The organism is Rubellimicrobium arenae, from assembly GCF_017916275.1.
GTDB lineage: Bacteria > Pseudomonadota > Alphaproteobacteria > Rhodobacterales > Rhodobacteraceae > Rubellimicrobium > Rubellimicrobium arenae.
The window spans coordinates 103,015-128,624 of the sequence record NZ_JAFMST010000007.1 but is presented as its reverse complement, the minus strand read 5'-3'; the positions used below and the strand labels follow the sequence as shown (position 1 = coordinate 128,624).

The window sequence follows — 25,610 nt, the reverse complement described above, 5'->3', positions numbered from 1 at the left end:
GATCCTCCCGGGCCGGTTGCCGCCGGCCCGGGACCCTTCTCTTGGAGATACCCGATGGCCCATGTGGAGATGGAGCAGGTCAGCAAGTCCTTCGGGACGGCGACGGTCATTCCGCCCCTCGACCTGTCCATCCGCGACGGCGAATTCCTCGTGCTCGTGGGGCCGTCGGGCTGCGGCAAGACGACCACCCTGCGAATGCTCGCGGGGCTTGAGACGGTGAGCGGGGGGCGCATCGCCATCGGCGGTCGCGACGTCACCCACGCCCGGCCGGGCGAACGGGACATCGCCATGGTCTTCCAGAACTACGCGCTCTACCCGCACATGACGGTTCGGGACAACATCGGCTACGCCATGCGCGTCCATGGAACCGATCGCGGCACCATCGACGCCCGCGTGGCCGAAGCCTCCCGCCTCCTGGGATTGGAGCCATACCTCGACCGCAAGCCGCGAAACCTGTCGGGCGGCCAGCGCCAGCGGGTCGCGATCGGGCGGGCGCTGGTGCGGCACCCGCAGGTGTTCCTCTTCGACGAGCCATTGTCGAACCTGGATGCGAAGCTCCGGGTCGAGATGCGGACCGAGATCAAGCTCCTTCAACGGCGCCTGGGCACCACGGCGGTGTATGTCACCCACGATCAGGTCGAGGCCATGACCATGGCCGACCGCGTGGTGGTGATGCGCGCCGGCGTGATCGAGCAGGCGGCCGACCCGATCACGCTTTACGAACGGCCCGCCAACCGCTTCGTGGCCAACTTCATCGGCTCGCCCGCGATGAACTTCCTGCCGGCCCGGATCGAGCGGGGCGCCGTGCACCTGGTCAGTCAGGTCCTGCCCCTCCCGCCCGAGGAGGCGGCGCGGCTCCGGGAACGGGGCGACGTCCTGTTCGGCATCAGGCCGGAGCACATGCGTCCCTCGGCGCATCAGGCCTCGCTGACGCTGGAGCCGCGGGCCATCGAGCCGCTCGGCCCACATACGCTGGTGCTGGGCGATGTGGGCGGGCATCGCGTGACCGCGCAGGTGGATCCCCGTTTCCCCGTCCAGGTGGGTCAGCCCTGCGTCGTCACCGTGGACATGACCCAGGCGCACTTCTTCGACCCCGTGACCGAGGCGCGGCTCTAGGGATCGGTCCGCGACCCGAGCGGACCAGGACAAGGGGCGCGCAGGCCTGAAGGTCAGCGGCAACGGCCGCGGGTCGAACGATCGGCTTGGCCCGATCGTTCTTGCCACGCGGCCGATTGCAGGCCTTGGCGGCTCGGGTCGGGGAGGCCCGGTCGATGCCATCTTGCTCGTCGCCGACAGCCGCCGCGGATCCCAGGCAGCGGGAGCCGCTGGTGTGTCGAAGGTCAGGGCGCGCTGCGTCCTCTGCCTGTGCCTTCATCGGCGGACAGCTGCCCCGCCGGCGCGCCGGGCCGGACGGGTCTGGTGCGCCCGGAGGGGCTTGAACTACCGGCAGCGATCGACACCTGACGCTGGAAGGGATCGTCTTTGCCGCTCTCGAGCTGCGGCTGCGCCGATCCCGACGCGACGGTCGCAAGTCCAGCGCAGATCGTCCTCACTGGCAGGGTTCGGGAACAATGCCCTGCCGATCGAGCGGGCCACGGGATCGTGCCGACCTGCGACCTACCGGCATGAATCTCGACCCTGGACGGCCGGTCGCAACGTTCCTGCCGGATCTTCAGGCCGAGGATTCTAATGGCCCGCTTCGGTCCGTCGAAGGACTTGGAAGGTGGCCATCGACGCGCTGCGGTGGTGAGGACGGCCTTGCGCAGAAACGAAAAGGGGGCACTCGTGCGAGCGCCCCCGTCGATTGTAGTGCTCGAAGAGCGATCAGGCAGACTGCTTGGACGACTTGCGACGGCGCAGGCCGGCAAGGGCCCCCAGACCGCTCAACAGCATCCACGAGGCCGCCGGCACGGGCACCAGCGCCGTGGTGGCCGAGGCGATGCCAAAGCCGTCGTTGTGGCGGGTGTGGAAATCAACGGTCGCGTTCGTCGTGGCCTTGTCGAAGAAAACGGTGATCCAATACACGTTATTGTTCACCTGAACGCCGTCGATCGTCCAATTCACGCTTTCGCCGAGCGAGCTTGCGGTCAGGTTGAAGAAGCTGTCCCCATCCACTTCGCTGAAGGGCTGGTCGTATGCGTCCACCAGAGCGAAGGTGAGCGAATTGAATTCGGTTTCGCTCTCAATGGTCCAGGTCAGATCGCTAATGTCCTGGCTATCGATCCAATTGCCATTTTCCTTGAGCGGATTGTTCCGCCCGTAGTCCGAGGCATGGCCCAGCGGCGCGACGGACAGCGCCGAGCAGCCGTCCCCTTCGACCGATCCGCCGCTGCCGCACGCCGCGCCGTCTGCCTTCTGGAAGGCTGACGGATCGAGCTCGACCGACGTCGTGCCCAGCCAGGGGTGGTTCTCACCAGGGAAGTCCAGCGGTCCGATCGCGCGGATCGTCGCCGCCTGTGCCGTGCCAGCCATGAGCAGCGCGGCTGTGAAGGCCATCAGAGTCTTCATTCTCATCTCCTTTGGGCGCAGCCCCAACTCACCGAACATCAATGACAGATCACGGTGAATAAATTCCTAAGTTCTCGTAACACAGCCTCCACTCCGGTCAATGCTCCGTGGCGGAAGCGAGCGGCCCAATTAACTTTACCCTGCGTGCGCGTTTACATTTCATGGACACGGGATGTATTGTTTCATAATTGCGGACATTATTTCGGGCATGTCGTATGGGAAACGCGGTCGAACGCCCCAGACTCCGGCAAGTCGCCACCGTTCTCGGGTCTATCGGCCAAGTGATTCGGATTCCGCCACGCAATAGGCGCAGGCTCTTCCGGCGGCATGGGCGCGCAGCCGGCGGGAGGGGCGGGCCGCCGGGGCCGCGACTGGGACAGGCTCGCTCCGGGAGGCGGCGAGGGCCGATTCTGCCCGGGAAACGGACTTTCCGGGCCTTCGGCGCTCTCGTCGGGGCAACCCACGTTCGAAAGGCCGTGACGGACCGGGACCGCCTTGCTACAGCCGGGGCGGGACAGCCTGGGAAGAACTTTCGTGCAGATCGACGACACCGCCCTGCCGGGCGTCAAGGTCCTGACGCCACGACGCTTCGAGGATGCGCGTGGCTGGTTCAGCGAGACCTGGAACCGCGAAACCCTGCGAGGCCGGGGCATCGACCTTGATTTCGTTCAGGACAACCACTCGCTCAGCCGGCCCGCGGGCACGGTGAGGGGCCTTCATTTCCAACGGCCGCCGCGCGCCCAGGACAAGCTCGTCCGTGTGGTCGCAGGCGCGATCCTCGACGTGGCCGTGGACGCCCGAAAAGGCTCCCCGACCTATGGGCGCTGGGTGGCGGAGGAACTCTCGGCCGAGAATGGCAGGCAGCTCCTCGTGCCGATCGGGTTCCTCCACGGCTTCGTCACGCTGCGGCCGGACACGCAGGTCGTCTACAAGTGCAGCGATGTCTATGCGCCCGACTGCGACGGCGCCATCGCCTGGGACGACCCCACCCTGGCGATCGACTGGAGCATCGACCCGGCGACCGCCGTCCTGTCCGACAAGGATCGCGTCGCGCCGCGTTTTGCCGACTGGGACAGCCCCTTCACATGGGACGGAGCGGAATGACGAATCGCAAGGGCATCATCCTCGCAGGCGGGTCGGGGACGCGCCTTTACCCGATCACGCTGGGGCTCTCGAAGCAGCTCCTGCCGGTGTACGACAAGCCGATGATCTACTATCCGCTGTCGGTGCTGATGCTGGCGGGAATCCGGGAGATCGCGGTCATCACCACGCCCGCCGATCAGGACCAGTTCCGCCGCACCCTGGGCGACGGGTCCCAGTGGGGGCTCAGCTTCACCTACATCGCCCAGCCCTCGCCGGACGGGCTCGCGCAGGCCTATATCCTCGCGGAAGAGTTCCTGGCCGGGGCGCCCTCGGCCATGGTGCTGGGGGACAACATCTTCTTCGGGCACGGCCTTCCCGACCTGATGGCCGAGGCGGACGTCCAGGCCACGGGCGGCACGGTCTTCGGCTACCATGTCGCCGACCCGGAGCGGTATGGCGTGGTCGCGTTCGACGCCGATGGGCAGGCCAGCGCGATCATCGAGAAGCCCCAGGTCCCGCCGTCGAGCTATGCCGTGACGGGGCTCTACTTCCTGGACGGCACCGCGTCCGAGCGGGCCCGGACGGTGGCGCCTTCGGCCCGGGGCGAGCTCGAGATCACCACCCTGCTCGAGACCTATCTGCACGAGGGCCTGCTGAACGTGAAGACCATGGGCCGGGGCTACGCCTGGCTCGACACGGGGACCCACGCCTCGCTGCTGGACGCGGGCAACTTCGTGCGCACGCTCCAGGACCGCCAGGGCCTCCAGACGGGGAGCCCGGACGAGGTGGCCTGGCGGCAGGGCTGGATCTCGGCCGAGGAGCTGACCGCGCGGGCCAAGCTGTTCGGCAAGAACGCCTACGGCCAGTATCTTCTGGGGCTCATGTCCGACGGACGGCCGATGGGCCGCTGACGCGGTTGGATGGCCCCAGGGGCGGCGGCGTCAGCCCGCCGCCGCCTGTGCGTGGAGGTCCCGCAGCACCTCGCGCAGCGCGGCCTGCCAGTCGGGCTTGGCGATCCCGAAGGCCTGCTCCAGCGACGACCCGTCGAGCCGGGAGTTGAGCGGGCGCCTGGCGGGTGTTGGAAAGGCCGACGAGGGGATCGGGTTCACGCGGCAGGACAGGCCGGCCTCGCGCATGATGACGCGGGCGAACCCGGCCCAGCTGGTGTCGGGGGCCCCCGACAGGTGGTGCGTGCCCCCAGGCTGCCCGTCCGCCAAAGCCCGGGCAATGGAGAGACAGGCGTCCGCGATGGCCGACGCGGGGGTAGGGCCGCCGACCTGGTCATCGACGACGTTGATCTCGCCCCGCTCGCGGCCCAGCCGGAGCATCGTCTTCACGAAGTTCGCGCCATGCGAGGAGAACACCCAGGAGGTCCGCAGGACGACGTGCGATCCGCCTGCGGCGCGCACGCCCTCTTCGCCGAGGAGCTTGGTGCGGCCGTAGGCGTTCTGCGGGTCGACGGGGTGATCGAGCGCGAACGGAGCCGCGCCCTGGCCGTCGAAGACGTAATCCGTCGAGATGTGAACGAAGGGAAGGCCCCGGGCGGCGGCGGCCTGCGCCATCGCGGCCGGCGCCTCGGCGTTGACGACCCGTGCGGCGGCCTCCTCGGATTCGGCCTTGTCCACGGCGGTCCAGGCGGCGGCGTTGATGACAGCCTGCGCGTCGGCTCCGGCCACGGCCCGCGCGCAGGCGGCGGGGTCGGACAGGTCCGCCCCCTCGCGCCCGAGCGCGGTGACGGCGAGGCCGGCCGGCGCGCGCCGCAGGATCTCGGTCGCGACCTGGCCGGACCGGCCGATCAGGAGGATCTTCATCGCGCCACCTCCGCCGGCACCGGCTCGGTCCTGGTGCCGAGCCTTTGCCCGACCCCCTGCCGGTCGAGCAGGGGACGCCACCAATCCTCGTTCCTGAGATACCAGTCCACCGTCCGGCGCAGCCCTTCCTCCAGCGTCACCGACGGGCGCCAGCCCAACTCCTCGCGGATGCGGGACGGATCGATGGCGTAGCGGAGATCGTGGCCGGGGCGGTCCTCGACATAGGTGATGAGGCGATCGTGCGGGGCGGCGTCCGGCCGCTTCTCGTCCAGAATCGCGCAGATCGTGCGAACGAGGTCGATGTTCCGCGCCTCGTTCTCGCCGCCGATGTTGTAGCTGCGGCCGACCTCGCCGTTCTGTAGGACGGTCAGGAGCGCGTCGGCGTGGTCCTCGACGAACAGCCAGTCGCGCACGTTCAGCCCCTGGCCATAGACCGGGATGGGCCGTCCATGGAGCGCGTTCAGGATGACGACGGGCACCAGCTTCTCGGGGAAGTGGAAGGGGCCGTAGTTGTTGGAGCAGTTCGTCAGCAGCACCGGCAGGCCATAGGTCTCGTGCCAGGCGCGGACGAGGTGGTCCGAGGCCGCCTTGGTGGCGGAATAGGGGGAGTTCGGGGCGTAGGGGGTATCCTCGGTGAACTGTCCGGTCGCCCCAAGGGTGCCGAACACCTCGTCGGTGGACACATGGTGGAAGCGGAACCCGGTGGGCCGGCCCGCCCGGATCCAATAGGCCCGCGCCGCCTCGAGCAGGTTGAAGGTGCCGTTCACGTTGGTTTCGACGAAGGTGCCGGGGCCGTCGATGGACCGGTCCACGTGGCTTTCGGCCGCGAGGTGGAGGATGGCATCGGGCCCGTGCGTGGCCAGCACGCGATCCAGTGCCCCGCGGTCCCGCAGGTCGGCCTTCTCGAAGGCATAAAGGGGCGAGTTCCCGACCGAGGCCACGTTGGCCAGGTTCGCCGCATAGGTCAGCGCGTCGAGGTTCACGACGTGATGCCCGCGCTCCACCGCGAGGCGGACGACGGCAGAGCCGATGAACCCGGCGCCGCCGGTCACGAGGATCTTCATGGTGGGCTCCCCTTCTTCAAGACGCCCGCGAACCCCGCCACGGCGCGGCCCGATGGTCAAGAGAGGCTTGATCCATAATGCGGCGGCGCGGCATCGCCGTCGCGTCGGATCGCACCGGTCCGGGCTTGGTTTTCCCGGCGTCCTCGGGCCAAGATGACGAACGCGGATGGGCTGTCCGTCCGCGCCGGAAGGCCGACGCATGGAAACGGTGAACAGGGTGGATGATGGTGGGGCCAGCCCACGATCGCGCGCGGGGCAGGGGACAGGAGCGTCGGTCCGGCCGCTGCGGTCGCCAGAGGCCATGACCCCACGGAACCGTCCCCTGGGCCTGCCGCTCGTTCCGGCCATCCTGATCGCCGTGAACGTTCTGGTCGAGGCCGTCCTTCTGGCCGCGGACCACCGCATCCTCGGGTCACCGATCTGGCGGGCGCTGGCCTACGGCAACGGCGCGTTCTGGTCCGGGCTCCTGCGCGACTGGCGGCCGAACTTCCCGGGCCAGCCGGCCACGATGTTCGTGACCTACTCCTTCCTGCATGCGGGCCCGGGCCATCTGATCGGCAACATGATCATGCTGGCCCTGCTGGGCAAACCCTTGTCCGACCGGTTGGGGGGCTGGCGCTTTGCCGCGATCTACGGGCTGTCCGCGCTGGGGGGAGGGGTGGCGTTCGGCCTCCTGTCCTCGAGCGCAGCGCCGATGGTCGGGGCCTCGGGCGCGATCTTCGGCCTCGCCGGAGCCGGCCTCGTCCATTACTGGCAGGAGCAGCGGTCGCTACGCGGGCTTGCTGGGGCGGTCGTGGGGCTTGTCGCCCTCAATGCGCTGACCTGGCTCATGCTGGGCGGCCAGCTCGCCTGGGAGACCCACCTCGGGGGCCTCGTGGCGGGCGCGCTGGCGACCCTGGCGCTGGACCCGGGTCGGCGTCCGGGTCAGCCGATCGTCTGATAGATCCGATCGTAGGCGGCCAGCAGCTTGGGCGCGGAATCGCTCCAGCTCAGGCCGTTCTGGACCCGGTCAAGCCCGATCCGGCCCAGTCGGTCGCGCAGCGCGGGATCCGCGATCAGGGCGGCGATCTTTTCCGCGAAGTCGACCGGGTCATTGGCGCGCGCGTACAGGGACGCGTCGCCCGCCGAGGCACGGCCCTCGGTGAGGTCGAACTGCACCAGCGGCTTGCCCAGGGCCATGTATTCGATGACCTTGTTCATGGTGCAGATGTCGTTCATCGGATTCTTCGGGTCCGGCGCCACGCCGATGTCGATGCTGTTGAGCACCTCGACCAGCGCCTCGCCATAGAGCGGGCCGTGAAAGGTGAAATGGTCGCCCAGCCCGCGTTGCGCCACGTCCGCCTGCACCTCCTCCAGCGCGGAGCCGAAGCCCACGATGGCGAACTGCACGTCCTTGTGCCCCATCCGGTTCACCAGGTGGTCGGCGGCCGCCACCAGGAGATCCATTCCCTCCTGCTGGCCGATCACGCCGACATATCCCATGACGGCGGCAGCCCCCTTGCGGTGGACAGGGTTGCCGGGGCCCGGGATGAAGGTCTCGAGCTTCGGGGCCGACCGGACGACGAAGACATCCTCGGGCGCCATGCCGCCCCGCTCGATCGCGATGCGGCGGAAGCTTTCGTTGGTGGCGATGGAGACCCGGGCCGTGCGGAAGGTCAGCCGCTCCCAGAGCAGCATGACATTGTAGAGCATGCCCTTGCGGTCGAACTTGGCCTCGAAGAGCTCCGGGCTCGGGTCGTGGTGGTCAAACAGGTAGGCCACGCCCTTCCGGCGGTAGCGCCGCGCCAGAAGGAAGACGAGATCCGGCGGGTTGCAGCCCTGGATGACCTGGAACGGCCCGCGGTCCTGCCAGACCTTGGCGGCCAGCCGGAACCAGCCGCGCACGGCCGCGCCGTATTCGCGGGCATAGGCCACTGCGCCCTCATGCGCCTCGAGGGGCAGGGGGTAGCGGTAGATGTGGACGTCGTCGATGACTTCGTGCGACTTGGTCCAGTTCCGCATGGCCGGGCAGATCACCGACACCTGGTAACCGGCCGCGATCAGCGTCGTCGCCTCGAGCCAGACCCGGCGGTCCAGGGGCACCGGAAGGTTCTCCACGACGATGAGAACGTGCCGGCCTTTCCGATCCTGCATCTGCCGAGGCTCCAAGCCATTGATCCCGCGCCGTGGGTAACCAATCGGCCCCGGAGTGGCAATGCGCCTGGGGCTTCGACCGGAGCGCAGCTGTTCAAAAGGCCCGCGACCTGCTCACGCCCTGATCGCCAACGGCGCGGGCCGTCCTGACGGGGGGCGGGACGGAATCCGGGGTGGGGCGACAGGGCGCAGGGTCGCTGCGCCCCCAAGCCTCATTCGGGGATGAAGGCCGGCAGGCGCGGCAGCACCTGCGCCATCAGGCGCTGGATGCGGGCGTCGGCCTCCGCTTCGGATTCGTCCTGGCCGATCGGGGTGACGAACCGCACCATCGCGCCGTCCGTCCGGCCCATCGTCAGGCTGTCCCAGACCACGCTCGCCTTCGCGAGGTAGTCGTTGGTCATCCGCTTCCCGCGCTGCTCGAACCAGTAGTAGACGAGCTGCTTGGTCAGCCCCTTCTGGATGACGGCCCGGTTCAGGACGAAGTCGCCATAGACCGTGCCCGGCATCGAAACGGGCGTGGGATCGATCGAGAACACCTCCCAGCCCCCCACGGGCAGGCAGACCTCCGGCGAGTGGATGCCGGCGCCTTCGGTCTGCTTGTCGTACCACGCGGCGAAGAAGCTGACGGGAGCCGCCTCTCCGGGGGTGGCGTAAAGCAGGTTCACGTAGTCCGTGGCGCCCAGGACGGCCTCGGTCTCGGCCGAGAGGGGGTCGGGCAGGCCCGACCAGGTGCCGACGTCCCGGGGAAAGAGGCTGAAGGCATCCCGGCTCACCTGCGCCCGTTCGGGCGTGGGGAAGGTCAGGAACGCCACGGCCACGGCCCCGGACACGAGGGCCGCCATGGCCAGCCCGCGGGAGGGCTGGATCCCCATGATCCGCGCCGCCTGGCCCCCGAACCCTTCGAAGTCGAGGTCGATCGTCTCGGACAGAGAGAGCGGGCTGGGCGTGAGCCGCTGGAGCGTGACGGCGGTCAGGAACAGGATGATGATGCAGGCGCCGAAGATCACCCAGCCTTCGAAGAAGTGGAGGAACCCTTCGGCCTGCTCGATCCCGTAGCTGTTCACGAGGATGCCGATCACGCCGATCCGGAAGGAGTTCATGAACACCGTCAGCGGCGCCGCCATCAGGAAGAGCACGACCTTGTGCCAGAAGGGGCCGCGGTACAGGATCCCGAACAGATACGAGAAGCTCAGGATCGGGAACAGGTATCGCAGGCCCGAGCAGGCGTCCGCGACCTGCAGCTTGTAGACGCCAAGGTCGATCACGTTCCCTTCCAGGAACACCGGCACCCCCGCCATGCGCACGAACCATACGCCCAGCTCGGACGACACGAGCTGCAGGAAGATGGTCAGCTGCCAGTAGAGGAACTGGGGCAGGGGCAGCATGAAGATGAGGTGGAGGACGGGCGCCCAGTGGCTGCGCCCACGCTCCCAGCCGAAGCCCACCAGCACGACGCCCATGACCCAGATGATGAAGGCATAGGTCGTCACGTCCGGGATCTGGACCAGGTTGCCGAAGATCCCGAACCCCAGCGCGAAAAGGATCACCAGGATCCCCGGCCAGCGGGAGTTGGGGCGGGACGGATCCTCGGGCGGCGCGGCACGGAGCTCGCGCAGGAAGAGGTACAGGGAGATCAGCGGGATCAGGGGGCCGTGGCTGTATTCGGGGGTCGACCAGGCGCGCGCCAGGGACTCGAAGCCGAGCCAGTAGATGGGAAGCGCCGCCAGGATCATCGCCGCGAACCAGAACAGGCCCTGCGGATTGATCCGGATGGGCCGATCGAGGACGGCGGCGACCCGGGATGGCTCGGTGACGGACATTGGACCCCCTGGAGATTGAAGCACGGCACTTCGGGCTCCCGAAGCGGGTGCCAAGCTCGCAAGACTTTAGGGATTCACTCGGGAAAAATCGAGGGCATCTTCATGACTTTGCTTGGTCCATGCGTCGCAGCCGGGCGCCGCAGGCCCGAAAGCGACGCCGGATCAATCCCGGATTGCAGAGCGCAGCCGCCCTGGGCCAAGAGGTTGCGGGATGCCACAGATGACCGGAGGATGTCGCATGGAGAAGCCTCTGGCCGTCAGCGTCGCGCCGCGGCCAGCTCCCGGCCCTCGCTGGCCTAGAACCCGCCGCGGAAGCTGCGGCCGATGGTCAGGAACAGGCTTTCGTTCCGGGCCAGCTCGTCCCCGGTCTCGTCGCGCTGCTGATGGCGGTATCCGAGCGACAGGGACCAGTCCTCCGCCAGCTGGCGGTTGAGGCTGGCTCCGAACTCGATGCTGCTCGTGCTGTCGCCGCCGCCGGTGGTCTGGGTCTCGCCGTATAGGGCGTCAAGGCTCAGCGAGGCCAAAGGCGTGAGGTTCCGTTGGTACTGCGCTGCCAGCGTGGTCACGAGCTCCTCGTCCTCGCCCTCGCGGGTCTGGACCGACTGGTCGAGCGAAAGGGAGGCGGACCCGCGCGGCAGGGTCCGGCTCGCCTGGACGCCCCCCGTCAGCTGCAGCTCTCCGGTCGCGTCCCGAGCGACCCCCAGCCGTCCCGAGAACAGGCCCAGCGGCCGTTGCAGCTCGCGGCCGAAGCTCAGCTCGGTTCTCAGCCCATCCTCGGTGTCGTCGAAGGCCAGCTGTCCGAAAATCTGCCCGGCGGGGCGGTCGATGGAGCCCCCGACATCGAGGCCATACCGCGTCACCGGTTCGTCCCCGTCCTCGTCATAGACGGAGCTGCGGAGTCCGGCGTTCAGGCTGGCCGCCTCGGTGAGGCGGAAGCGGAAGGATGCCTCGAAGTCAGTCGTCCTGTAGTCGATCAACTCACCGGAGGTGACGTCATCGTAGGATACGGAGTCGAAGCCGGTCGACAGCGTGATGCCGAACGGGGCATCGTCGCGCAACGTCAACACCGCCCCCAGGCTGGCGTTGCGGCGCGAGCCTTCGCCTCGAAACTCCTCGAAGTCGTCAGGCAGGTCGATGGAGCCGTCATCGCCGATGAAGTCGGTGAGGCTCCGCAGGAAGGACACCTCGGTCTGGCCCAGGCTACCTGACAGGTCGAGGCTGGAGCTGGGCACGGCCCGGCTGTAGCCGAAGTCGAGCCGCGGCCCGTCCACCTGGACGTCCTGCGACGATACGTCGGAGGACAACGGCGTGTCGACGGTCACCCCGGCCGAGAGCGAGAACTGCGAGATCGGGGTCGCGGTCAGGTACGACAGGCCCAGAGTGGTCGTCGACCGCGGCTCGGCATCCTCGACGCCCGGGTCGAGATCCGCGTTCGTCTCCAGCCCGAGTCCTTCGGACAGATTGAAGGTCAGCAGGGGATTCGGAGTGGTCCGGTCCAGCGCCTGGGCGAGCGTGGCCTGCGGCGCCATCGCGCCCAGGGCTGCGATCACGGCGATGCGGCCCGGCCAGCTTGGGTGCAGCTGCCTCGGTTCCCGCGGTTCGGGCCCGAATGGCGGCCGAGTGGTCATTCGAACAGCCTGCGCTGCGGCACGATGATGACGTCGCCATCGATCAGGGTCACGGCGCCGGCGTTGCTGCGCCCTTGCTCGATCGCTTCGTAGTCGATGGCATAGATGGTCTCGCGGCCGGTGTTCGGATCGGTCCGGCGCAGCTGCAGCCGCTTGGTCGCCGCGAACTGCGAGAAGCCGCCCATCTGCGCGATCAGCTGGAGGATCGTGGTCCCGGGCTCGACCGTGAGACGACCGGGCTGGGCCGCCTGGCCCACCACGAAGATGTCGATCGTCGGCTCCTCGGCCGGGCCCGTCGGCGCGGCCTCTTCCTCGGCGGCGATCTGGCTGATGCTGACGAACACGCTGGGCGGGGCGGCAAAGCTGGAGGTCAGGCGATCGATCAGCTCGGACTGGATCTGCTCCACCGTCCGGCCCTGGGCCTGGATCGCCCCGGCGAGCGGCACGGTGATGCGTCCGTCGGGCGAGACGAGAGCATTCCGGTTGAGACCCGGATCCTCGATCACCTCGATCTGGAGGACGTCGCCAGGGCGGACGCGGTACGCGTCCTGCGCCAGTGCCGTTTCAGGCAGGAGGCTGGAAAGCCCGAGAAGGCCGGCCATCACGGCGGCGGTCCAAGTGTTCCCTTTGGTCATTGGGGGATCTCTCCTGCGCAGTCCCGGGCCTCAGGGACCCGTGTGTTGCCGTCACGATAACGGTCGTTGGCCCATACACAAGCCAAGCCGGAGGCCCGCACCGCCGGCGGGCGTGGTTTGGCGGGCATCGCGCCCGCCAGGACACAGTGAGGTCAGGGAGTTCCCGTTGCCGGCGCAGGGGCCGCGTCAGTTTGGGCAGGGGCGGTCTGGCCCGCGGCACCGGCGTCACCGGCCGGGGCAGGGGAGGGGGCCTGCCCCTCATCGGTCGAGTTGCCATCGGCCGGTGATTCGCCCCCTGAACCCAGCTTGGCCAAGGCCGCCTGGGCCGTGTCCAGTTGCGGGAAGGGCCGGGTCGATCCGATCTCGACGGAACGGGCGAGCGCCGTCCTGGCGTCGTCCGTGCGTCCCAATGCCTCCAAGGTCATGCCCAGATGGAACTGCACGGTTGGGTCGTTCGAGAGCGCCTCGGCGGCAGGCTGGAGGTAGGTCAGCGCCTCCTCGTGCTCGCCGCGCTGGGACAGAATCCAGCCATAGGTGTCCTGCAAGGCCGGCTCGTTCGAGCCGCGCAGGCGTCGTGCGATGGCGAAGGCCCGGTCAAGGTCTTCGGACGAGGCGGCGCGCTGGCTCAGGAGGCTGGCGAGGTTGTTCGCCAACAGGACGTTGAAGGTGTCCTGGTCGTAGAGGGCCTGATAGATCTCGATCGCCCCCGAGATGTCGCCCTTCTGTTCAAGGAGTGCGGCCTTGATCCAGCGCAGCGACCCCGATTCGGGCTGCGCGGCCAGCCCCGCGTCGAGCGCGGCCTCCGCCTCTGGCCCGCGGCGGGTCGCGATCAGGAGCGAGTAGAGCTGCTGGACAGCCTTGTCGTTGCCGGGCTCCTTGCCGACGATGTCGCGGAGCGTCGCCTCGGCGGCGTCCATTTCCCCGGCGGAAGCCCGAAGGCTGGCGTCGAGGAGGCGCAGGTCCGTGCTGTCGGGCGACTTGGCAAGCTGGCCATCAAGGTAGTCGCGCGCCTCGGCCTGGCTGCCGTTGCGCACCATGGCGGCCACGGCGCGCGCCACGTCCGAGCTGTCGCCGCCGGCGTCAGCCAGGGACCGCAGCATCGCCAGCCCATCCTCGGTCCGGTCCTGCGCGAACAGCACGCCGGCCCGGAGCCTTTGGGCGGCATCCTTGGCCTGAGGCGAATCGATCTGGTCCAGCTGGTCGATCAGCGGCTGCACACGGTCCGGCTGGTTCCCTTCGAGCCAGAGCTGACCGAGCCGGAGCGCCACGTCCACGCTGCCCGGGTTGGCGCGACGGGCATCCGTGAGAACGGATTCCGCCACGGCGGGCTTGTTCTGCCGGATCAGGAGGTCGGCATACCGGAGCGACGGCTCCGCGGCCGAGTTCGAGACGTCGACGGCTGCGGCCAGACGCTCAGCGGCAAGGTCGAGGTTGCCGTCCCGCTCATAGGCCTCGGCCATGAGGGTCAGGATCTCGATATCGCGCGAGTTCTGGGACAGGGCGGTCCGAAGGTCCACGATTGCATCGCCGGGCCGGTCCTCGGAGACGGCCCAGGCGGCGCGGAGCTTCAGCGCATCGACGTTGGTCGCATCCTCGGTCAGGACTTCCTCGACGCGCTGGCGCGCGCCGGTGAGGTTGCCGGTCGCCGAAAGCATCCGGGCCAGGGTCGTCTTGATGTCGCGGGTCTGGTCGGACGGCTCGGCCTTGCCAAGCACGTCCTCGATCGCGGCGATCGCCTCGTCCTGCCGGCCCTCCTGGAAATCGAGGCTGGCGCGCAGCGTCCGGTACAGATCGGCGTTCGGCGTGCCCTCGTTGGCGGTGATGAGCTTGTCGAGTTCCTGCCGGGCCGCATCCGAGCCACGTGCGGATTCGAGGAACTGCACCAGCGTCACGAAGCCGTCGGTGGACCCCTTCTCGTCGCCAGCCAGCTCCCGAAGGAGCGTCTCGGCCCCGTCGGTGTCCCCTTGCACGATGTACCAGCGGACCAGCGCCGTCCGGACTTCCTCGTTGTCGGGGAACTGCTTGTACATCGACTGGAGCTGCGCCCCGGTCGCCGCCATGTCGCCCGAGTTGGCCAGGAGCTGGAACTTGGCCATGTTGAACTCGAGCGAGCCCGGCTCGGCCGCGATGGCGCGGTCAAGCTCGGGGAGGGCGTCGGTCGGATTCGGGCCGGTCATCAGCCGGTGGATCACGATACGCCGCGCCACCTCGAGATCCTCATGCGAAGCCAGGAGGATGCGCGCCTGGCGGGCGATCTCCTCCTCCTGGTCGCTGTCGCTGCCTTCGACGGCCGCCTGGTAGCGGAGAGCAAGGTCGATGGCCTGCGCGCGCGGGTCGTCGGGCAGGAGGCGGACCGCCTCCTGGCCATGGCGCCGGGCCTCATCCCAGTTGCCCTGCTCGATCGCGATCTCGGCCAGGGTGAGACGCACCTCGGCGGTGTCCGGGTATTGCTCGATCAGGCGCAGGTAATGGCGGTAGGCCTCGGCCACGTTGCCGCGCTTGAGCTGCAGGTCGGCATAGGCCATGCGGGCTTCCTTGTGGAAGCCATCGTATTCGAAGACGTTGCGGAGCTCCACGAGCGCCCGGTCCTCGTCCCCCTGTTCAAGCAGGGTCAGCGCGGACTGGTAGTAGCGCTCAGCCTTCTCCTCGCGGCTTTCGCAGGCGGTCAGAAGCAGTGTGGACGACAGGGCCGCCGCGAACAGGACGCTGGATCGGATCAAGATGGAGGCTCATTGCTACAGGGACACGAGTGGCAAGGACCTGTCCAGGTTCCCCCGCAACCCTGTGCACTTTGCGTCAGTAGCCGGTCGCGCGCAAGATCACCCGGACCGTCGCCACCATGATCTTCACGTCAAGGGTGAAGGACAGACCGTTCAGATATGCGCTATCATACGAGGCGCGGGCGGCGAACGAACTCTCGTTCCGCTCGCTGACCTGCCAGGGCCCGGTCACGCCGGGGCGCAGCGCGAAGTAGGCCGTGCCGGGATACATCGCCGCCTGCGACGGCATCATGGGCCGCGGACCCACAAGGCTCATGTCGCCCTTGAGCACGTTCCAGAGCTGCGGCAGTTCGTCGAGCGAGCACTTGCGAAGGATGTGGCCGATGCGCGTGATGCGCGGGTCGGACTTGAGCTTCTGGGTCTCGTCCCATTCGGCCCGGGCCGTCGGGTTGTTCCTCAGGTGCTCCTCCAGGCGCGCGTCGGCGTCGGTGACCATGCTGCGCAGCTTCCACATGCGGAAGAGGCGGCCGCCGCGTCCGATCCGGTTCTGCGTGTAGAACGGCTGGCCGCCGTCCAGGGCCACCAGCGTCGCGAGGACCACGACCGTCGGGAGGATGATCGGAAGGACCAAGAGGACCAGGGAGATGTCGAGCAGGCGCTTGGCGAAGGCGCGATACAGGACGCCGGGCGCGCGTCGGCCGGCGGAGGTCTTGCCGATCCCTGCAACCAGGGAACTGCCCGACCCACTCATCGTCCAAGCGTGATCGCGGTCTTGCGTCGACATCTGCTACCTCAGCGTCCAACACACCCGATGTGGTCGCACCGCACCCCCGCGGGCGCGTCGCGCCCAGGGGCGGCGATGGTGATCCCCAGCCCGAACGGGCCGGATGATCTCATGATAGAGGTAAGCACCTTCATTCTGCATTTGCAACACATTCTATACGCTTTGGACTGGCCCGAGATGCGCAACAGACTGGATCAATATCAGAAACTAGGCGGGATGATACTTGCCTCGGCATTGGTTGTAGGGTCCGATGGGGCGCCGGCAACCATTCCGGGACTTACCAGGTTCTTGACTGGCCATCCTTCGCCCCCTCGGCTACCAGAGTTCGGGATGACGGCGGCTTGAAGGCTTATGGGCACCAGTCTTGACATCTACATCGACTTCTTCGGCTTGTCGGAGCGGCCCTTCTCTCTGGTGCCGGACCCTTCCTTCATGTTCTGGTCCGAGCAGCACCGCCGTGCCTTCACGATGCTGGAGTACGGCATCCTGACGCGGGCGCCCGTGACCCTGATCACGGGCGAGGTGGGCGCGGGGAAGACGACCATCCTCTACAAGCTCCTCGCCACGCTGGGCGAGGATGTGAGGATCGGGCTCATCACCAACTCTCATGGGGACCGGGGCGAGCTTCTGCGCTGGGTGCTGCTGGCCCTCGATCAGCCAGCCTCGCCCGATGCGTCCTACGTCGACCTGTTCGGCCAGTTCCAGGCCTACCTCATCGCCGAGTACGCCGCCGGCCGGCGGGTCATCCTGATCTTCGACGAGGCGCAGAATCTTTCGCGCGAATCGCTCGAGGAGCTGCGGATGTTCACCAACATCAACTCCAACAAGGACGAGCTCGTGCAGCTCGTGCTCGTGGGCCAGCCCGAGCTGCGGGACACGATCCGTCGTCCGGACATGACGCAGCTGGCCCAGCGGGTGGCGGCCAGCTTCCACATTCCGGCCATGGACCGCGCGACCGTCCACGGCTATGTGAAGCACCGGCTGCAGGTGGCCGGGGCCCAGGACCAGATCTTCGATCCGGATGCCATCGACATGGTGCACATGGCCTCCAAGGGGGTGCCGCGGCTTGTCAACCAGCTTTGCGATCTGGCGATGGTCTATGGCTTCACCAAGGACCAGCGCCACGTGTCGCGCGAAACGGTCGAGGACGTGCTGAGGGATGGGGTCTTCTTCGCCGGCGGCCAGACGATAGATCTGCCGCCCAGGCCGCTCGAGACCACCGAGGCCTCATCCCAGAGGGGAAGCTGACAATGGATTTGAAGTTCTACCTGTCGATCTTCCTGCGGCGGGTGCACTATGTCGTCCTGCTGGCCATTCTGGGCGGCACGGTCGGCGGGACGGCGGCCGTGCTTCTGCCGCCGGTCTATTACGCGCAGGCGACCCTTGTCGTGGAACCCGAGCAGATCCCGGGGGAACTGGCGGCCTCCACGGTCCGGATCGGCGCCGCCGAGCAGTTGCAGGTCATCCAGCAGCGCATCCTCACGCGCGAGAACCTGCTGGACATGGCGAACCGCCTGAACGTCTATGCGCCCCGGCCCGGGCAGGCCCCGGTGCGGATGGCGGCCGACGCGATCGTCGGCGACATGCGCCGGCGCATCTCCATCGTGACCAGCGGGGGCAGCGGAAGCCGGCGGGAGGCCCCCTCGGCCACGCTCGTGACCGTCAGCTTCACGGCTCCGACGGCCCAGCTCGCCGCCTCCGTGGTGAACGAGGTCGTCACGCTCATCCTGAGCGAGAACGTGGAGATCCGCACCCAGACGGCGGACCAGACGCTCGACTTCTTCACCCAGGAGGTCGACCGGCTCGACCAGGAGCTGAAGAGCAAGGGGGCCGCCATCCAGGCGTTCCAGGAGGCCAATCACGACGCCCTTCCGGACAGCCTCGAATTCCGTCGCAGCCAGCTGGTGGCGGAGCAGGAGCGTCTGGTCGGCCTTCAACGCGACGAGGCGGCCCTGAGGGACCGCCGGCAGCAGCTCGTCCAGATCTACGAGTCGACGGGCAACGTGGCCGCCGTGGCCGCTCCGGCCGAACCGACCACCCCCGAGGAACGGCAGCTTCTCGATCTTCGCAACCAGCTGACCTCGGCGCAGGCCGTGCTGTCGCCCACCAACCCCCGGGTGAGGTTGCTGCAAGGCCAGATCGCCGCTCTCGAGGCGCAGGTGGCGGCCAGCCGCGGCGTGACGCCGGTGGACGCGCCGAATTCGGCGAACTCGGCCTATGAGCTGCAGCTGGCCGATCTCGACGCGCAGATCCAGGCCCTTGGGCAGCAGCGGTCGCAGATCGAAGCCAACATGGCCGAGCTGCAGACCACGATCGATGCCACGCCCCGCAACGGGATCTCGCTGGACGAGCTGCAACGCGACTACGACAACACGCGGGCGCAGTACGATCAGGCCGTGCAGCGGCGCGCCGTGGCCCAGACCGGCCAGATGATCGAGACCCTGTCCAAGGGGCAGCGCATCTCGGTCATCGAGCAGGCGATTCCCCCGGCCTCCCCGGTCAGCCCGAACCGGCCCATCATCGCGGCCGGCGGGCTGGGCGGCGGCCTGTTCCTGGGACTTGCGCTGGTGGCGCTGCTGGAATTCAGCGACCGCTCCATCCGGCGTCCCATCGAGCTCACGAACCGGCTGGGGATCCAGCCCTTCGCCGCCCTTCCGTTGATCCGCACGGCCTATGACGTGCGCCGTCGGCGGCTGCGGATCATTGCCGCGCTCGTGGTCATCCTGTTCCTGATCCCGGGGTCGCTCTGGATCATTCACAGCCAGATCGTGCCTCTCGACCGGGTGGCCGACCATGTGCTGGAACAGTTGGCCAACCGCTTCGCGGCCATCGAAGACATGCTGGGCTGAGGACAGAGACATGGAACGCATCCAGCACGCCATCGAGAAGGCCCGTGCCGCCCGTCAGGGCGACGGCCCCGTCGAGGAGGTGGTTCGCCCCACGACCGAGGCGGCGGGCGCCCCTTCGGCGGCGACATCCGAGGCCGACAAGATCTCGGCCCAATGGTATGGGCTTCGCGAAGTCTCGCTTCCGCCCCGGGCGCTGATCCGGTCGCACATCGTCACCGCCGAGCGGAACCGGGACGCCGTGCGCTTCGACATGATGCGGACGAAGCTCCTGCACCAGCTCGACTCCAGCAAGTGGCGGCGTGTCGGCGTCACCTCGCCCGGGCCCAACTGCGGCAAGAGCACGGTCTGCCTCAACCTGGCCTTCAGCCTGGCGCGACAGCCGGAACTCCGCGTGGCCGTGGTCGAGGCGGATCTTCGCCGTCCGTCCATCGCGCAGATGCTGGGAATCAAGCCTCAGGGCAGCGTCGGTGATTTCCTGGCCGGTCGGACGCCCCTGTCGGACGTCGCCATCCGGCTGCGTCCCAACCTCGCGGTGCTGCTGAACCCCGAGCCGCGGCACAACGCGGCCGAGCTGTTCCAGTCGCGGAGCGCGGCCGAAGCGCTGGACGTGCTGGAGGCGAGCCTTGCCCCCCACGTGGTCCTGTTCGACATGCCGCCCACGCTCACGGGGGACGATGTCATGGCCTTCGCGGCGCACACGGACGCCGTGCTGATCATCGCCGGGGCCGGGACGACCACCGTGGCCGAGATCGACGCCTGTGAGCGGGAACTGGCAACGCGCACCAACGTCATGGGGGTGGTGGTGAACAAGTGCCGCTACCTGGGCAAGGACTACGCCTACGACGAATAGGGCCGCGGCGGCAGGCCTTGGCCCTTTGGCCGTCCGGCATCCCAGGATCGTGGCGTGCGGTGGCGGCCGGTCGTCGAACCGGGCGCGGCCGGATGGCGGATCGGGCGAGGCGTGCCGCATGTCGTGGCACGAGCCAGCCGGCGTTTCGACGGCCTGCCGCCCTGGGCGCATGGTCGCCGGGCGGCACGGGCGCGCAACGCGGCCCTGCTGGTGCCCGGGTTCAAAGGCCAGTACCCTCTGGCCGCCTCGGCTTCGATCCCATCAGAAAAGGTCAGACGCCCAAGATGCCCGTCAAGAAACGCACCCTGCGGGGGCGCATCGCCAACCTGTTCAGCTCGTTCCTCGATCCGATGGTCCTCGTGCATCCGTTCCGGATGCTGCACTACTACGGCTATAGCCACGTCCGCCCGCGCCGGCAGATGACGCTGGGGCAGGGGGTCCGGTTGGCGCCCAACACGTCCTTCCGCAACGCCGAGCGGATCAGCCTGGGCGATCAGGTGCAGCTTGGCGAATACACGGCGCTCTGGGCCGGGAAGTCGAGTTCGTGGATCCGGGTGGGGGAGCGGACGACCTTCGGCCCGGGCTGCTTTGTCACGGCGGCGGATTACGGGCTGGCCGCAGGGGCGCGGATCATCGATCAGGAGATGATCGAGCGGGACGTCATCATCGGCCCCGACTGCTGGATCGGAACCAAGTCTGTCATCACCGCCGGGGTCACGCTGGGCGCCGGCTGCGTGATCGGGGCGGGGTCCGTCGTGACCAAGGACATTCCCGCCGGAGCCATCGCCGCAGGCGTCCCCGCCCGCGTGATCCGGATGCGGTCCTGACCCTCAGGGATCCAGGCCGACAGCCTGACCCAGCATCCACGCGCAGCGGCGGAGCCTGATCCGGGCCAACGTGCCCAGCGCCGCTCGCCGCTCGGCCATGCCATGGAGCCTGGGGCTCCTCATCACCTTGACGGAATGCGCCGCGATCGACGGGATCATGGCAAGGCCCCGTCCCGCCCAGCCCACCCGGGCCGTCACGTTCCGGGGCCGCAGCTCCCAGGTCTCGACCGTGAGCCGGCGCCACTTCTTCTCGAGGGCGGGCCAGTTCGACCGCGTCGGGTGGGACACCCGCAGATCGTCAGCGTGGACCAAGCGGAAGCCCGCGTCCCGGGCGCGATGGCACCAGTCCAGATCCTCGGACAGCCCGGTCCGGAACTCGCCGACCCTGTCCCAGACCGCCCGGCTGGTCAGCAGGTTCGCGGTGGCCGAGAACCCTTTGGTCTCGATGTAGCTGCGGTTGTCGAAGGCGAAGACGGTCTCGAACGCCTCGGCCCCTGAACGGGGGCCGGGCGTCTCGTCAAAGAGCGTGATCGTCCCGCCGACCGCATCGCCATTGGTCCGCACCCGATGCGCGGTCGCGAGCCAATCGGACGCGGGGACACAGTCGCAGTCCAGGAAGTAAATCCATAGCGCGGTGGTCTCGGCCACGCCCCGGTTGCGCGCCAGCGCAGCGCCCTTGCGGGTCTCGGTCACGATCCGAAGCGCGGGATGGGCTGCCCGGACGCCATCGAGCGACTCGGTCGAGCCGTTGTCGACGACGACCACTTCGACCTCGGGCGTGACCTGCGGCATCAGCGCCGCAAGGCAGCGTTCGAGCCGTTGGACGTCGTTGTAATGAGGGATGACGACTGCGGCTTCAGGCACGGGTTCCCTCCATCAGGCGGCGCAGGGCCGTCTCATAGGCCCCGAGCTTCTCGAGGCCGAGCTTCAGCGCCTTGTCGGCTTCGCGCGCGAGGGTCGCGCGCTCCTCGAAGGCGGCGGCGATCTTGCCGAGGATGGCGCTGGCCTCCTCGCCGGTGCAATCCACCGTCCGGTCGTAGCCCAAGGACCCGAAGAGTCCCGCGAACTTCCGGGAATAGGCCATGGGGATCACCGGGACGCCGGAGGAGAAGGCGGCGATGCAGGCGTGCATCCGCGCGCCCATGAAGAAATCGAGACCCGCGATGTAGCTCTTGGCGTCGGAGGGCGACGCGAAGGCCGGGGCGAGGACCGTGCCCGGAAACTCCTCCGCCAGCGTCCGGCTGACCGCCAGGTCGTCCTCGCCCACCTTGTGGCCGGAGCGGACGATCACATGCGGCACGAGGTGCACCTCGCAGCGGTCGGGGTGGTCCTGGAAGTGACTTATAAGCCGGCGCACCAGGCCCGGGTAGTCGGTGCGGAGCCCGAAGTCGTTTTTGCCCGTGTAGCCGCCCGCCATCAGCAGCCCCGACACGTTGATCCCCACCTTGACCGGGCCGCCGTCGCGCGGGGCAGGGGGGGTGTAGGGCAGGCGCAGCGCCACGTCCGACGCTTCGATGACGTCGCGTCGGCCAAGCGCGTGGGCAGCCTCGGTGGACGGCCTGTCCCGGGATGCCACGACGGCGGCGCGACGGAGGAACAGCCGGGCCGCGAGGCGTGAGCCGCGCTTGGTGAAGGGGCCGATCGTCTGCGGGGCCATCACCAGAGGCGTTCCCGCCAGATGCGTGATGGCCTTGAGCACGAACATCCGCCGGAGCCGGCTTGCCCCGTAGATGTCCGCGAAGCTGTCGCCCGCTCCGATGTCGATCACCATGTCCGAAACGCGCGCGAGGGCGAGGAACCCGCTTGGCCGGGTCATGGCCTGCCGGTCGAAGGGCACGATCCGGATGTCCGGCCCCGAGACATAGGGTTCGCGCGCGTCCTTGAAGTCGAGCACCGTGACGTCCAGGTCGCGGCCCATGTCCCGCGCCAGCCCGCGCAGGATCTCGATCTCGGACACCGTGAGAGCCCCCACCCCGAGGTTGTCGGAGCGGGTGGAGTGCATGATCAGGCAAACGCGGATCGGTCTTGGGGGCATTGCCTCGCTTTCCAGGCCGGTCGGGCTCAGCCCGGACGCTTGGCGGTGCGCCGGACCATGCCGAGGAAGTTCCTCACATTGCGCTTGAGCGGATTCTGCCGCGCCGCAGCGACGATTCGGAGGCCTTCGTAGCGCGGCACGGGTCGCCCCACCAGACGGAGCGCCAGAAGCCGTGCCGCGAGGCCGCGGCGGCGTTCGCGCTGGCCGGGCTGGATGGCGGCCAGGGTCGCGACGTCGAAGGGCCCGGTCCCGATCCGCCCGGCTGCCTGGGCCTCGGCGATCAACCGCTCGCCCAGAGCCGTTCGCGCCACCATCAGGCTGACGCCGGGCTGTTCCTCGAACATGGGATAGCCTTCGGCGTCGCTTTCCCAGGCGTCGGCGCAGACGATGTCGGCCAGGGATCCGGTCCCGTCCGGGCAGATCTTGCACCGGTGCTGGACATGGCGCGAGAGGATCTTGCCCCAGCTTTCGTGATAGCTCATCGACGTCTCGGTGCCGTCGTCGAGCACCGCCGTCGCGCGCCCCGGCCAGCCGTTGCCGCGATACCGGAAGCTGCGCGTGCGCGCTTCCTCGGCCCCCAGCGCCGCCAGGACGGCCCGCCCGCCAGTGTGCGAGGGCACGCCCGCGCAGAAAAACGACAGGATCACCGGCACGGCGGCCGCCACCTCCGGGTCGACGGTCCGCAGCGCGGCCATCGCGGCGGCGTCGCATGGCTTGCCCACGAAGGCGAAGCGGCGACCCGTCGCCCGGTGGTCGGCCAGCCGGTCGCGCAGGTCGGCCAGCGGGGCGGAAGGGGCATAGCGCGAGCCGGCCGCCGCGATGATGCCGTCGCGGTCGGTCGTGACCACGGGGGCGTTGCCGATCGCGAGGTCGGCCGCCGCCGTCGTTTCGATCACGGCGTCCACGACCCCGCTGTCCACGAGGTGCAGCAGCATGGCCGACAGCGCCCCGCCCGACGCGCCGGCGTGGCGGACCGCGTCATCGGTGGACCAGCCCAGGCGCATCGAGACATAAGGGCCCCAGAGGGCGTCGTCGGTGCGGCCATCGGCCTCCACCCGCTCCACGAGGCCGGGGCAGACGTTCCAGATCGCCTTGTCCTCCTCGGGGGTCAGGGGGGCGGACTGGACGGGGCGCAGGTAACCGGGCGTGGCGACGTGCATCGCCACCTTGCCGGCCGCGATGGCGGCGCAGGCTCCGCAGCCCGAACAGGTGTCGCCACGGGCGACGCGGGCAAGGGAGGGCGCGGACGGAACGGAGGGGATCGTCATGGATGAACGGATTCTTTCAAAGAAGGGGCGGGCCGACTAGACGCGTGTCGGGAAACAGGCCGATGTCATCTTTATGATCCCGAACGGGGAACGGCAACTTGACCCCGGCCTGTTTTGTCGGAAACAAGCGGTCCTGTCCCGGCGTCGCCGCGCCGCAGCTGGAAGGCCTCCCGTCCTCGATGCTCCGCTCCGCTCTGCTGATCCTGTCAGGGAACGCCCTGGCCTCCGTGTTGCTGCTTGTTCGCAACCTCCTCGTGGCGCGGCTCATCCCCGTGGCCGACTATGGCGTGGCCTCGACCTTCGCCATCGCCATGGCGGTCATCGAGATGGTGTCGTCCATCGGGCTCCAGCAGCAGATCGTGCAGGCCAAGAACGGGGACGACCCGCATTTCCAGGCCGCGCTCCAGGGCTTCCAGGTCTTCCGCGGCATGATGTCCTCGATCCTGCTGTTCCTGCTCGCGCCGTTCATCGCCGATTTCATGAACGTGCCGCAGGCGACCTGGGGCCATCAGGTCATGGCGGTGGTGCCCCTCCTCAACGCCCTGACCCACTTCGACATCTATCGCATGAACCGGCGCATGGTGTTCGGCCCCATGCTCATCGTGGGGCTGGTGCCGGCGCTGGGGTCGCTTCTGGCCGTCTGGCCGCTGGCGATGTGGTTCGGCGACTGGCGCGCCCTGCTCTGGGCCAACCTGCTGCAGGGCGTCCTGGGCATGCTCACCTCGCATGTCGTGGCCGAGCGTCGCTACCGGCTGGCCTTCGACCGGGAGATCATCCGGGGGAGCCTCAGCTTCGGCTGGCCGCTGCTGGCCAACAACGTGCTGCTGTTCCTGGTGTTCAACGGCGACCGCATCATGGTCGGGCGCGTGCTGGGGATGGAAGCCCTGGCCATCTTCAGCATGGGCACGACCCTCACGCTCACCCCCACGCTGGTCATGGCCAAGAGCGTCCAGAACTTCTTCCTCCCGCGCCTGTCCAGTGCCGCGCACCGGGAAGGGGAGGGCGCGCGGCGCCGCTTCACCGAGCTGGCCGACGCAACGCTCCAGGCCGGCCTCCTGAACGGGGGCGTGCTGGTCCTGGCGACCGTCCTGGCCGGGCAGCCGTTCGTGGAGTTCGCGCTGGGCGAGAAATACGCCGCGCTGGTGCCGCTGCTCGGCCTCATGGCCGTCATGCAGGCGGCCCGCGTCTTCAAGAGCGGCAGCTCCGTGGTGGCGCTGGCAGTCGGGCGGAGCGGCAATGCGCCGCTGGCGAACCTCGTGCGCCTCGTCTCGCTCCCGCTGGCCTGGATCGCCCTCCTTCAGGGCTATGGCCTCGTCACGATCATCTGGATCGCGATCCTGGGCGAGTCGGTGGGCTACATCGTCTCGCTCTATCTGGTGGAAAGCCGGCTGGCCGTGTCGCTGCGGCCCTTGGTCCCGGCGCTCCTGTCCACGGTCCTGCTGCTCGTGGTCGGCACGCTGCCGGTGCTGATGCCCACGCTGCCCGTCTGGGTGCCGGCCGTCGCCGTGGTCTGCGCATTCGCCCTGCAACTCGCCTCGATGGGTGCGCTCCGCAGCCGTCTCGTCGCTGCGTTCGTCAAGAAGTCCGAGAGCTGA

21 protein-coding genes are annotated in these 25,610 nt (G+C 68.5%); 9 read left to right on the top strand and 12 right to left on the bottom strand.

Annotated features, from left to right (window positions below; translation table 11 throughout):
- The first annotated feature begins 54 nt into the window (after positions 1 to 54).
- A complete protein-coding gene (locus J3P31_RS12500; protein WP_210528799.1) occupies positions 55 to 1,116 on the top strand; it encodes an ABC transporter ATP-binding protein in 1,062 nt (353 codons plus the stop codon).
- Positions 1,117 to 1,824: 708 nt separating this feature from the next.
- Here the strand turns inward: J3P31_RS12500 and J3P31_RS12495 are convergent.
- On the bottom strand, positions 1,825 to 2,508 hold the full coding sequence (locus J3P31_RS12495) for a VPLPA-CTERM sorting domain-containing protein (RefSeq protein WP_210528798.1): 684 nt from the start codon (positions 2,506 to 2,508) through the stop codon (positions 1,825 to 1,827).
- Between the two features lie 534 nt (positions 2,509 to 3,042).
- Between J3P31_RS12495 and rfbC the strand changes: the two genes are divergently transcribed.
- Both rfbC and rfbA read left to right on the top strand, forming a co-directional pair.
- Entirely contained in the window at positions 3,043 to 3,612 is a 570-nt protein-coding gene (gene rfbC / locus J3P31_RS12490) for a dTDP-4-dehydrorhamnose 3,5-epimerase (RefSeq protein WP_210528797.1), read from the top strand.
- On the top strand, positions 3,609 to 4,502 hold the full coding sequence (gene rfbA, locus J3P31_RS12485) for a glucose-1-phosphate thymidylyltransferase RfbA (RefSeq protein WP_210528796.1): 894 nt from the start codon (positions 3,609 to 3,611) through the stop codon (positions 4,500 to 4,502). The genes rfbC and rfbA overlap by 4 nt, the downstream gene beginning before the upstream one ends.
- A 30-nt stretch (positions 4,503 to 4,532) precedes the next feature.
- Here the strand turns inward: rfbA and rfbD are convergent, their stop codons facing one another.
- Complete coding sequence (gene rfbD / locus J3P31_RS12480) at positions 4,533 to 5,402, bottom strand: dTDP-4-dehydrorhamnose reductase (RefSeq protein WP_210528795.1); 870 nt, start codon at positions 5,400 to 5,402, stop codon at positions 4,533 to 4,535.
- A complete protein-coding gene (gene rfbB, locus J3P31_RS12475; protein WP_210528794.1) occupies positions 5,399 to 6,466 on the bottom strand; it encodes a dTDP-glucose 4,6-dehydratase in 1,068 nt (355 codons plus the stop codon). The genes rfbD and rfbB overlap by 4 nt, the downstream gene beginning before the upstream one ends.
- 301 nt (positions 6,467 to 6,767) lie before the next feature.
- On the opposite strand from rfbB, the gene J3P31_RS12470 reads away from it, so the two are divergent.
- Positions 6,768 to 7,406 carry a rhomboid family intramembrane serine protease gene (locus J3P31_RS12470; RefSeq protein WP_210528793.1) on the top strand — a complete coding sequence of 213 codons (639 nt, stop codon included), beginning with the start codon at positions 6,768 to 6,770 and terminating at the stop codon, positions 7,404 to 7,406.
- Here the strand turns inward: J3P31_RS12470 and J3P31_RS12465 are convergent.
- The 6 genes from J3P31_RS12465 to J3P31_RS12440 all read right to left on the bottom strand — a co-directional run bounded on the left by J3P31_RS12465 (position 7,391) and on the right by J3P31_RS12440 (position 16,186).
- Positions 7,391 to 8,599, bottom strand: coding sequence for a glycosyltransferase family 4 protein (locus tag J3P31_RS12465; RefSeq protein WP_210528792.1), 1,209 nt, complete (start codon positions 8,597 to 8,599; stop codon positions 7,391 to 7,393). The two genes, J3P31_RS12470 and J3P31_RS12465, sit on opposite strands and share 16 nt — an antisense overlap.
- 212 nt (positions 8,600 to 8,811) lie before the next feature.
- Positions 8,812 to 10,419, bottom strand: a complete 1,608-nt coding sequence (xrtD, locus tag J3P31_RS12460; protein ID WP_210528791.1) for a VPLPA-CTERM-specific exosortase XrtD — start codon at positions 10,417 to 10,419, stop codon at positions 8,812 to 8,814.
- Positions 10,420 to 10,715: 296 nt separating this feature from the next.
- Positions 10,716 to 11,969, bottom strand: a complete 1,254-nt coding sequence (locus J3P31_RS12455; RefSeq protein ID WP_210528790.1) for a porin family protein — start codon at positions 11,967 to 11,969, stop codon at positions 10,716 to 10,718.
- Positions 11,970 to 12,043: 74 nt separating this feature from the next.
- Positions 12,044 to 12,682 (bottom strand): polysaccharide biosynthesis/export family protein, encoded by a 639-nt coding sequence (locus J3P31_RS12450; RefSeq protein WP_210528788.1) that lies wholly within the window; start codon positions 12,680 to 12,682, stop codon positions 12,044 to 12,046.
- Between the two features lie 152 nt (positions 12,683 to 12,834).
- Positions 12,835 to 15,402 carry a tetratricopeptide repeat protein gene (locus tag J3P31_RS12445; protein WP_210528787.1) on the bottom strand — a complete coding sequence of 856 codons (2,568 nt, stop codon included), beginning with the start codon at positions 15,400 to 15,402 and terminating at the stop codon, positions 12,835 to 12,837.
- A 76-nt stretch (positions 15,403 to 15,478) separates the two neighbouring features.
- Entirely contained in the window at positions 15,479 to 16,186 is a 708-nt protein-coding gene (locus tag J3P31_RS12440) for a sugar transferase (RefSeq protein ID WP_246849488.1), read from the bottom strand.
- Positions 16,187 to 16,537: 351 nt separating this feature from the next.
- Here J3P31_RS12440 and J3P31_RS12435 point away from each other — a divergent pair, with 351 nt between their 5' ends.
- The 4 genes from J3P31_RS12435 (at position 16,538) to J3P31_RS12420 (ending at position 20,712) form a co-directional block, all read left to right on the top strand.
- Positions 16,538 to 17,434, top strand: a complete 897-nt coding sequence (locus J3P31_RS12435; RefSeq protein ID WP_210528786.1) for an ExeA family protein — start codon at positions 16,538 to 16,540, stop codon at positions 17,432 to 17,434.
- A gap of 2 nt (positions 17,435 to 17,436) precedes the next feature.
- Positions 17,437 to 19,035, top strand: coding sequence for a GumC family protein (locus J3P31_RS12430; protein ID WP_210528785.1), 1,599 nt, complete (start codon positions 17,437 to 17,439; stop codon positions 19,033 to 19,035).
- Positions 19,036 to 19,045: 10 nt separating this feature from the next.
- Positions 19,046 to 19,885, top strand: coding sequence for a CpsD/CapB family tyrosine-protein kinase (locus J3P31_RS12425; protein WP_210528784.1), 840 nt, complete (start codon positions 19,046 to 19,048; stop codon positions 19,883 to 19,885).
- A gap of 284 nt (positions 19,886 to 20,169) precedes the next feature.
- A complete protein-coding gene (locus tag J3P31_RS12420) occupies positions 20,170 to 20,712 on the top strand; it encodes an acyltransferase (RefSeq protein ID WP_210528783.1) in 543 nt (180 codons plus the stop codon).
- Positions 20,713 to 20,715: 3 nt separating this feature from the next.
- Here J3P31_RS12420 and J3P31_RS12415 read toward each other — a convergent pair whose 3' ends face one another.
- From J3P31_RS12415 to J3P31_RS12405, 3 genes are read right to left on the bottom strand one after another with little or no spacing between them, the layout of a single operon-like run.
- Positions 20,716 to 21,576 (bottom strand): glycosyltransferase family 2 protein, encoded by an 861-nt coding sequence (locus J3P31_RS12415; protein WP_210528782.1) that lies wholly within the window; start codon positions 21,574 to 21,576, stop codon positions 20,716 to 20,718.
- A complete protein-coding gene (locus tag J3P31_RS12410; protein WP_210528781.1) occupies positions 21,569 to 22,747 on the bottom strand; it encodes a polysaccharide pyruvyl transferase family protein in 1,179 nt (392 codons plus the stop codon). Before J3P31_RS12410 ends, J3P31_RS12415 begins: the two co-directional genes overlap by 8 nt.
- 26 nt (positions 22,748 to 22,773) lie before the next feature.
- Positions 22,774 to 24,015 (bottom strand): Coenzyme F420 hydrogenase/dehydrogenase, beta subunit C-terminal domain, encoded by a 1,242-nt coding sequence (locus tag J3P31_RS12405; RefSeq protein WP_210528780.1) that lies wholly within the window; start codon positions 24,013 to 24,015, stop codon positions 22,774 to 22,776.
- A gap of 179 nt (positions 24,016 to 24,194) precedes the next feature.
- Here J3P31_RS12405 and J3P31_RS12400 point away from each other — a divergent pair, with 179 nt between their 5' ends.
- The gene (locus tag J3P31_RS12400) at positions 24,195 to 25,610 is read left to right on the top strand and encodes an oligosaccharide flippase family protein (protein ID WP_210528779.1); all 1,416 of its coding nucleotides are present in this window, start codon (positions 24,195 to 24,197) and stop codon (positions 25,608 to 25,610) included.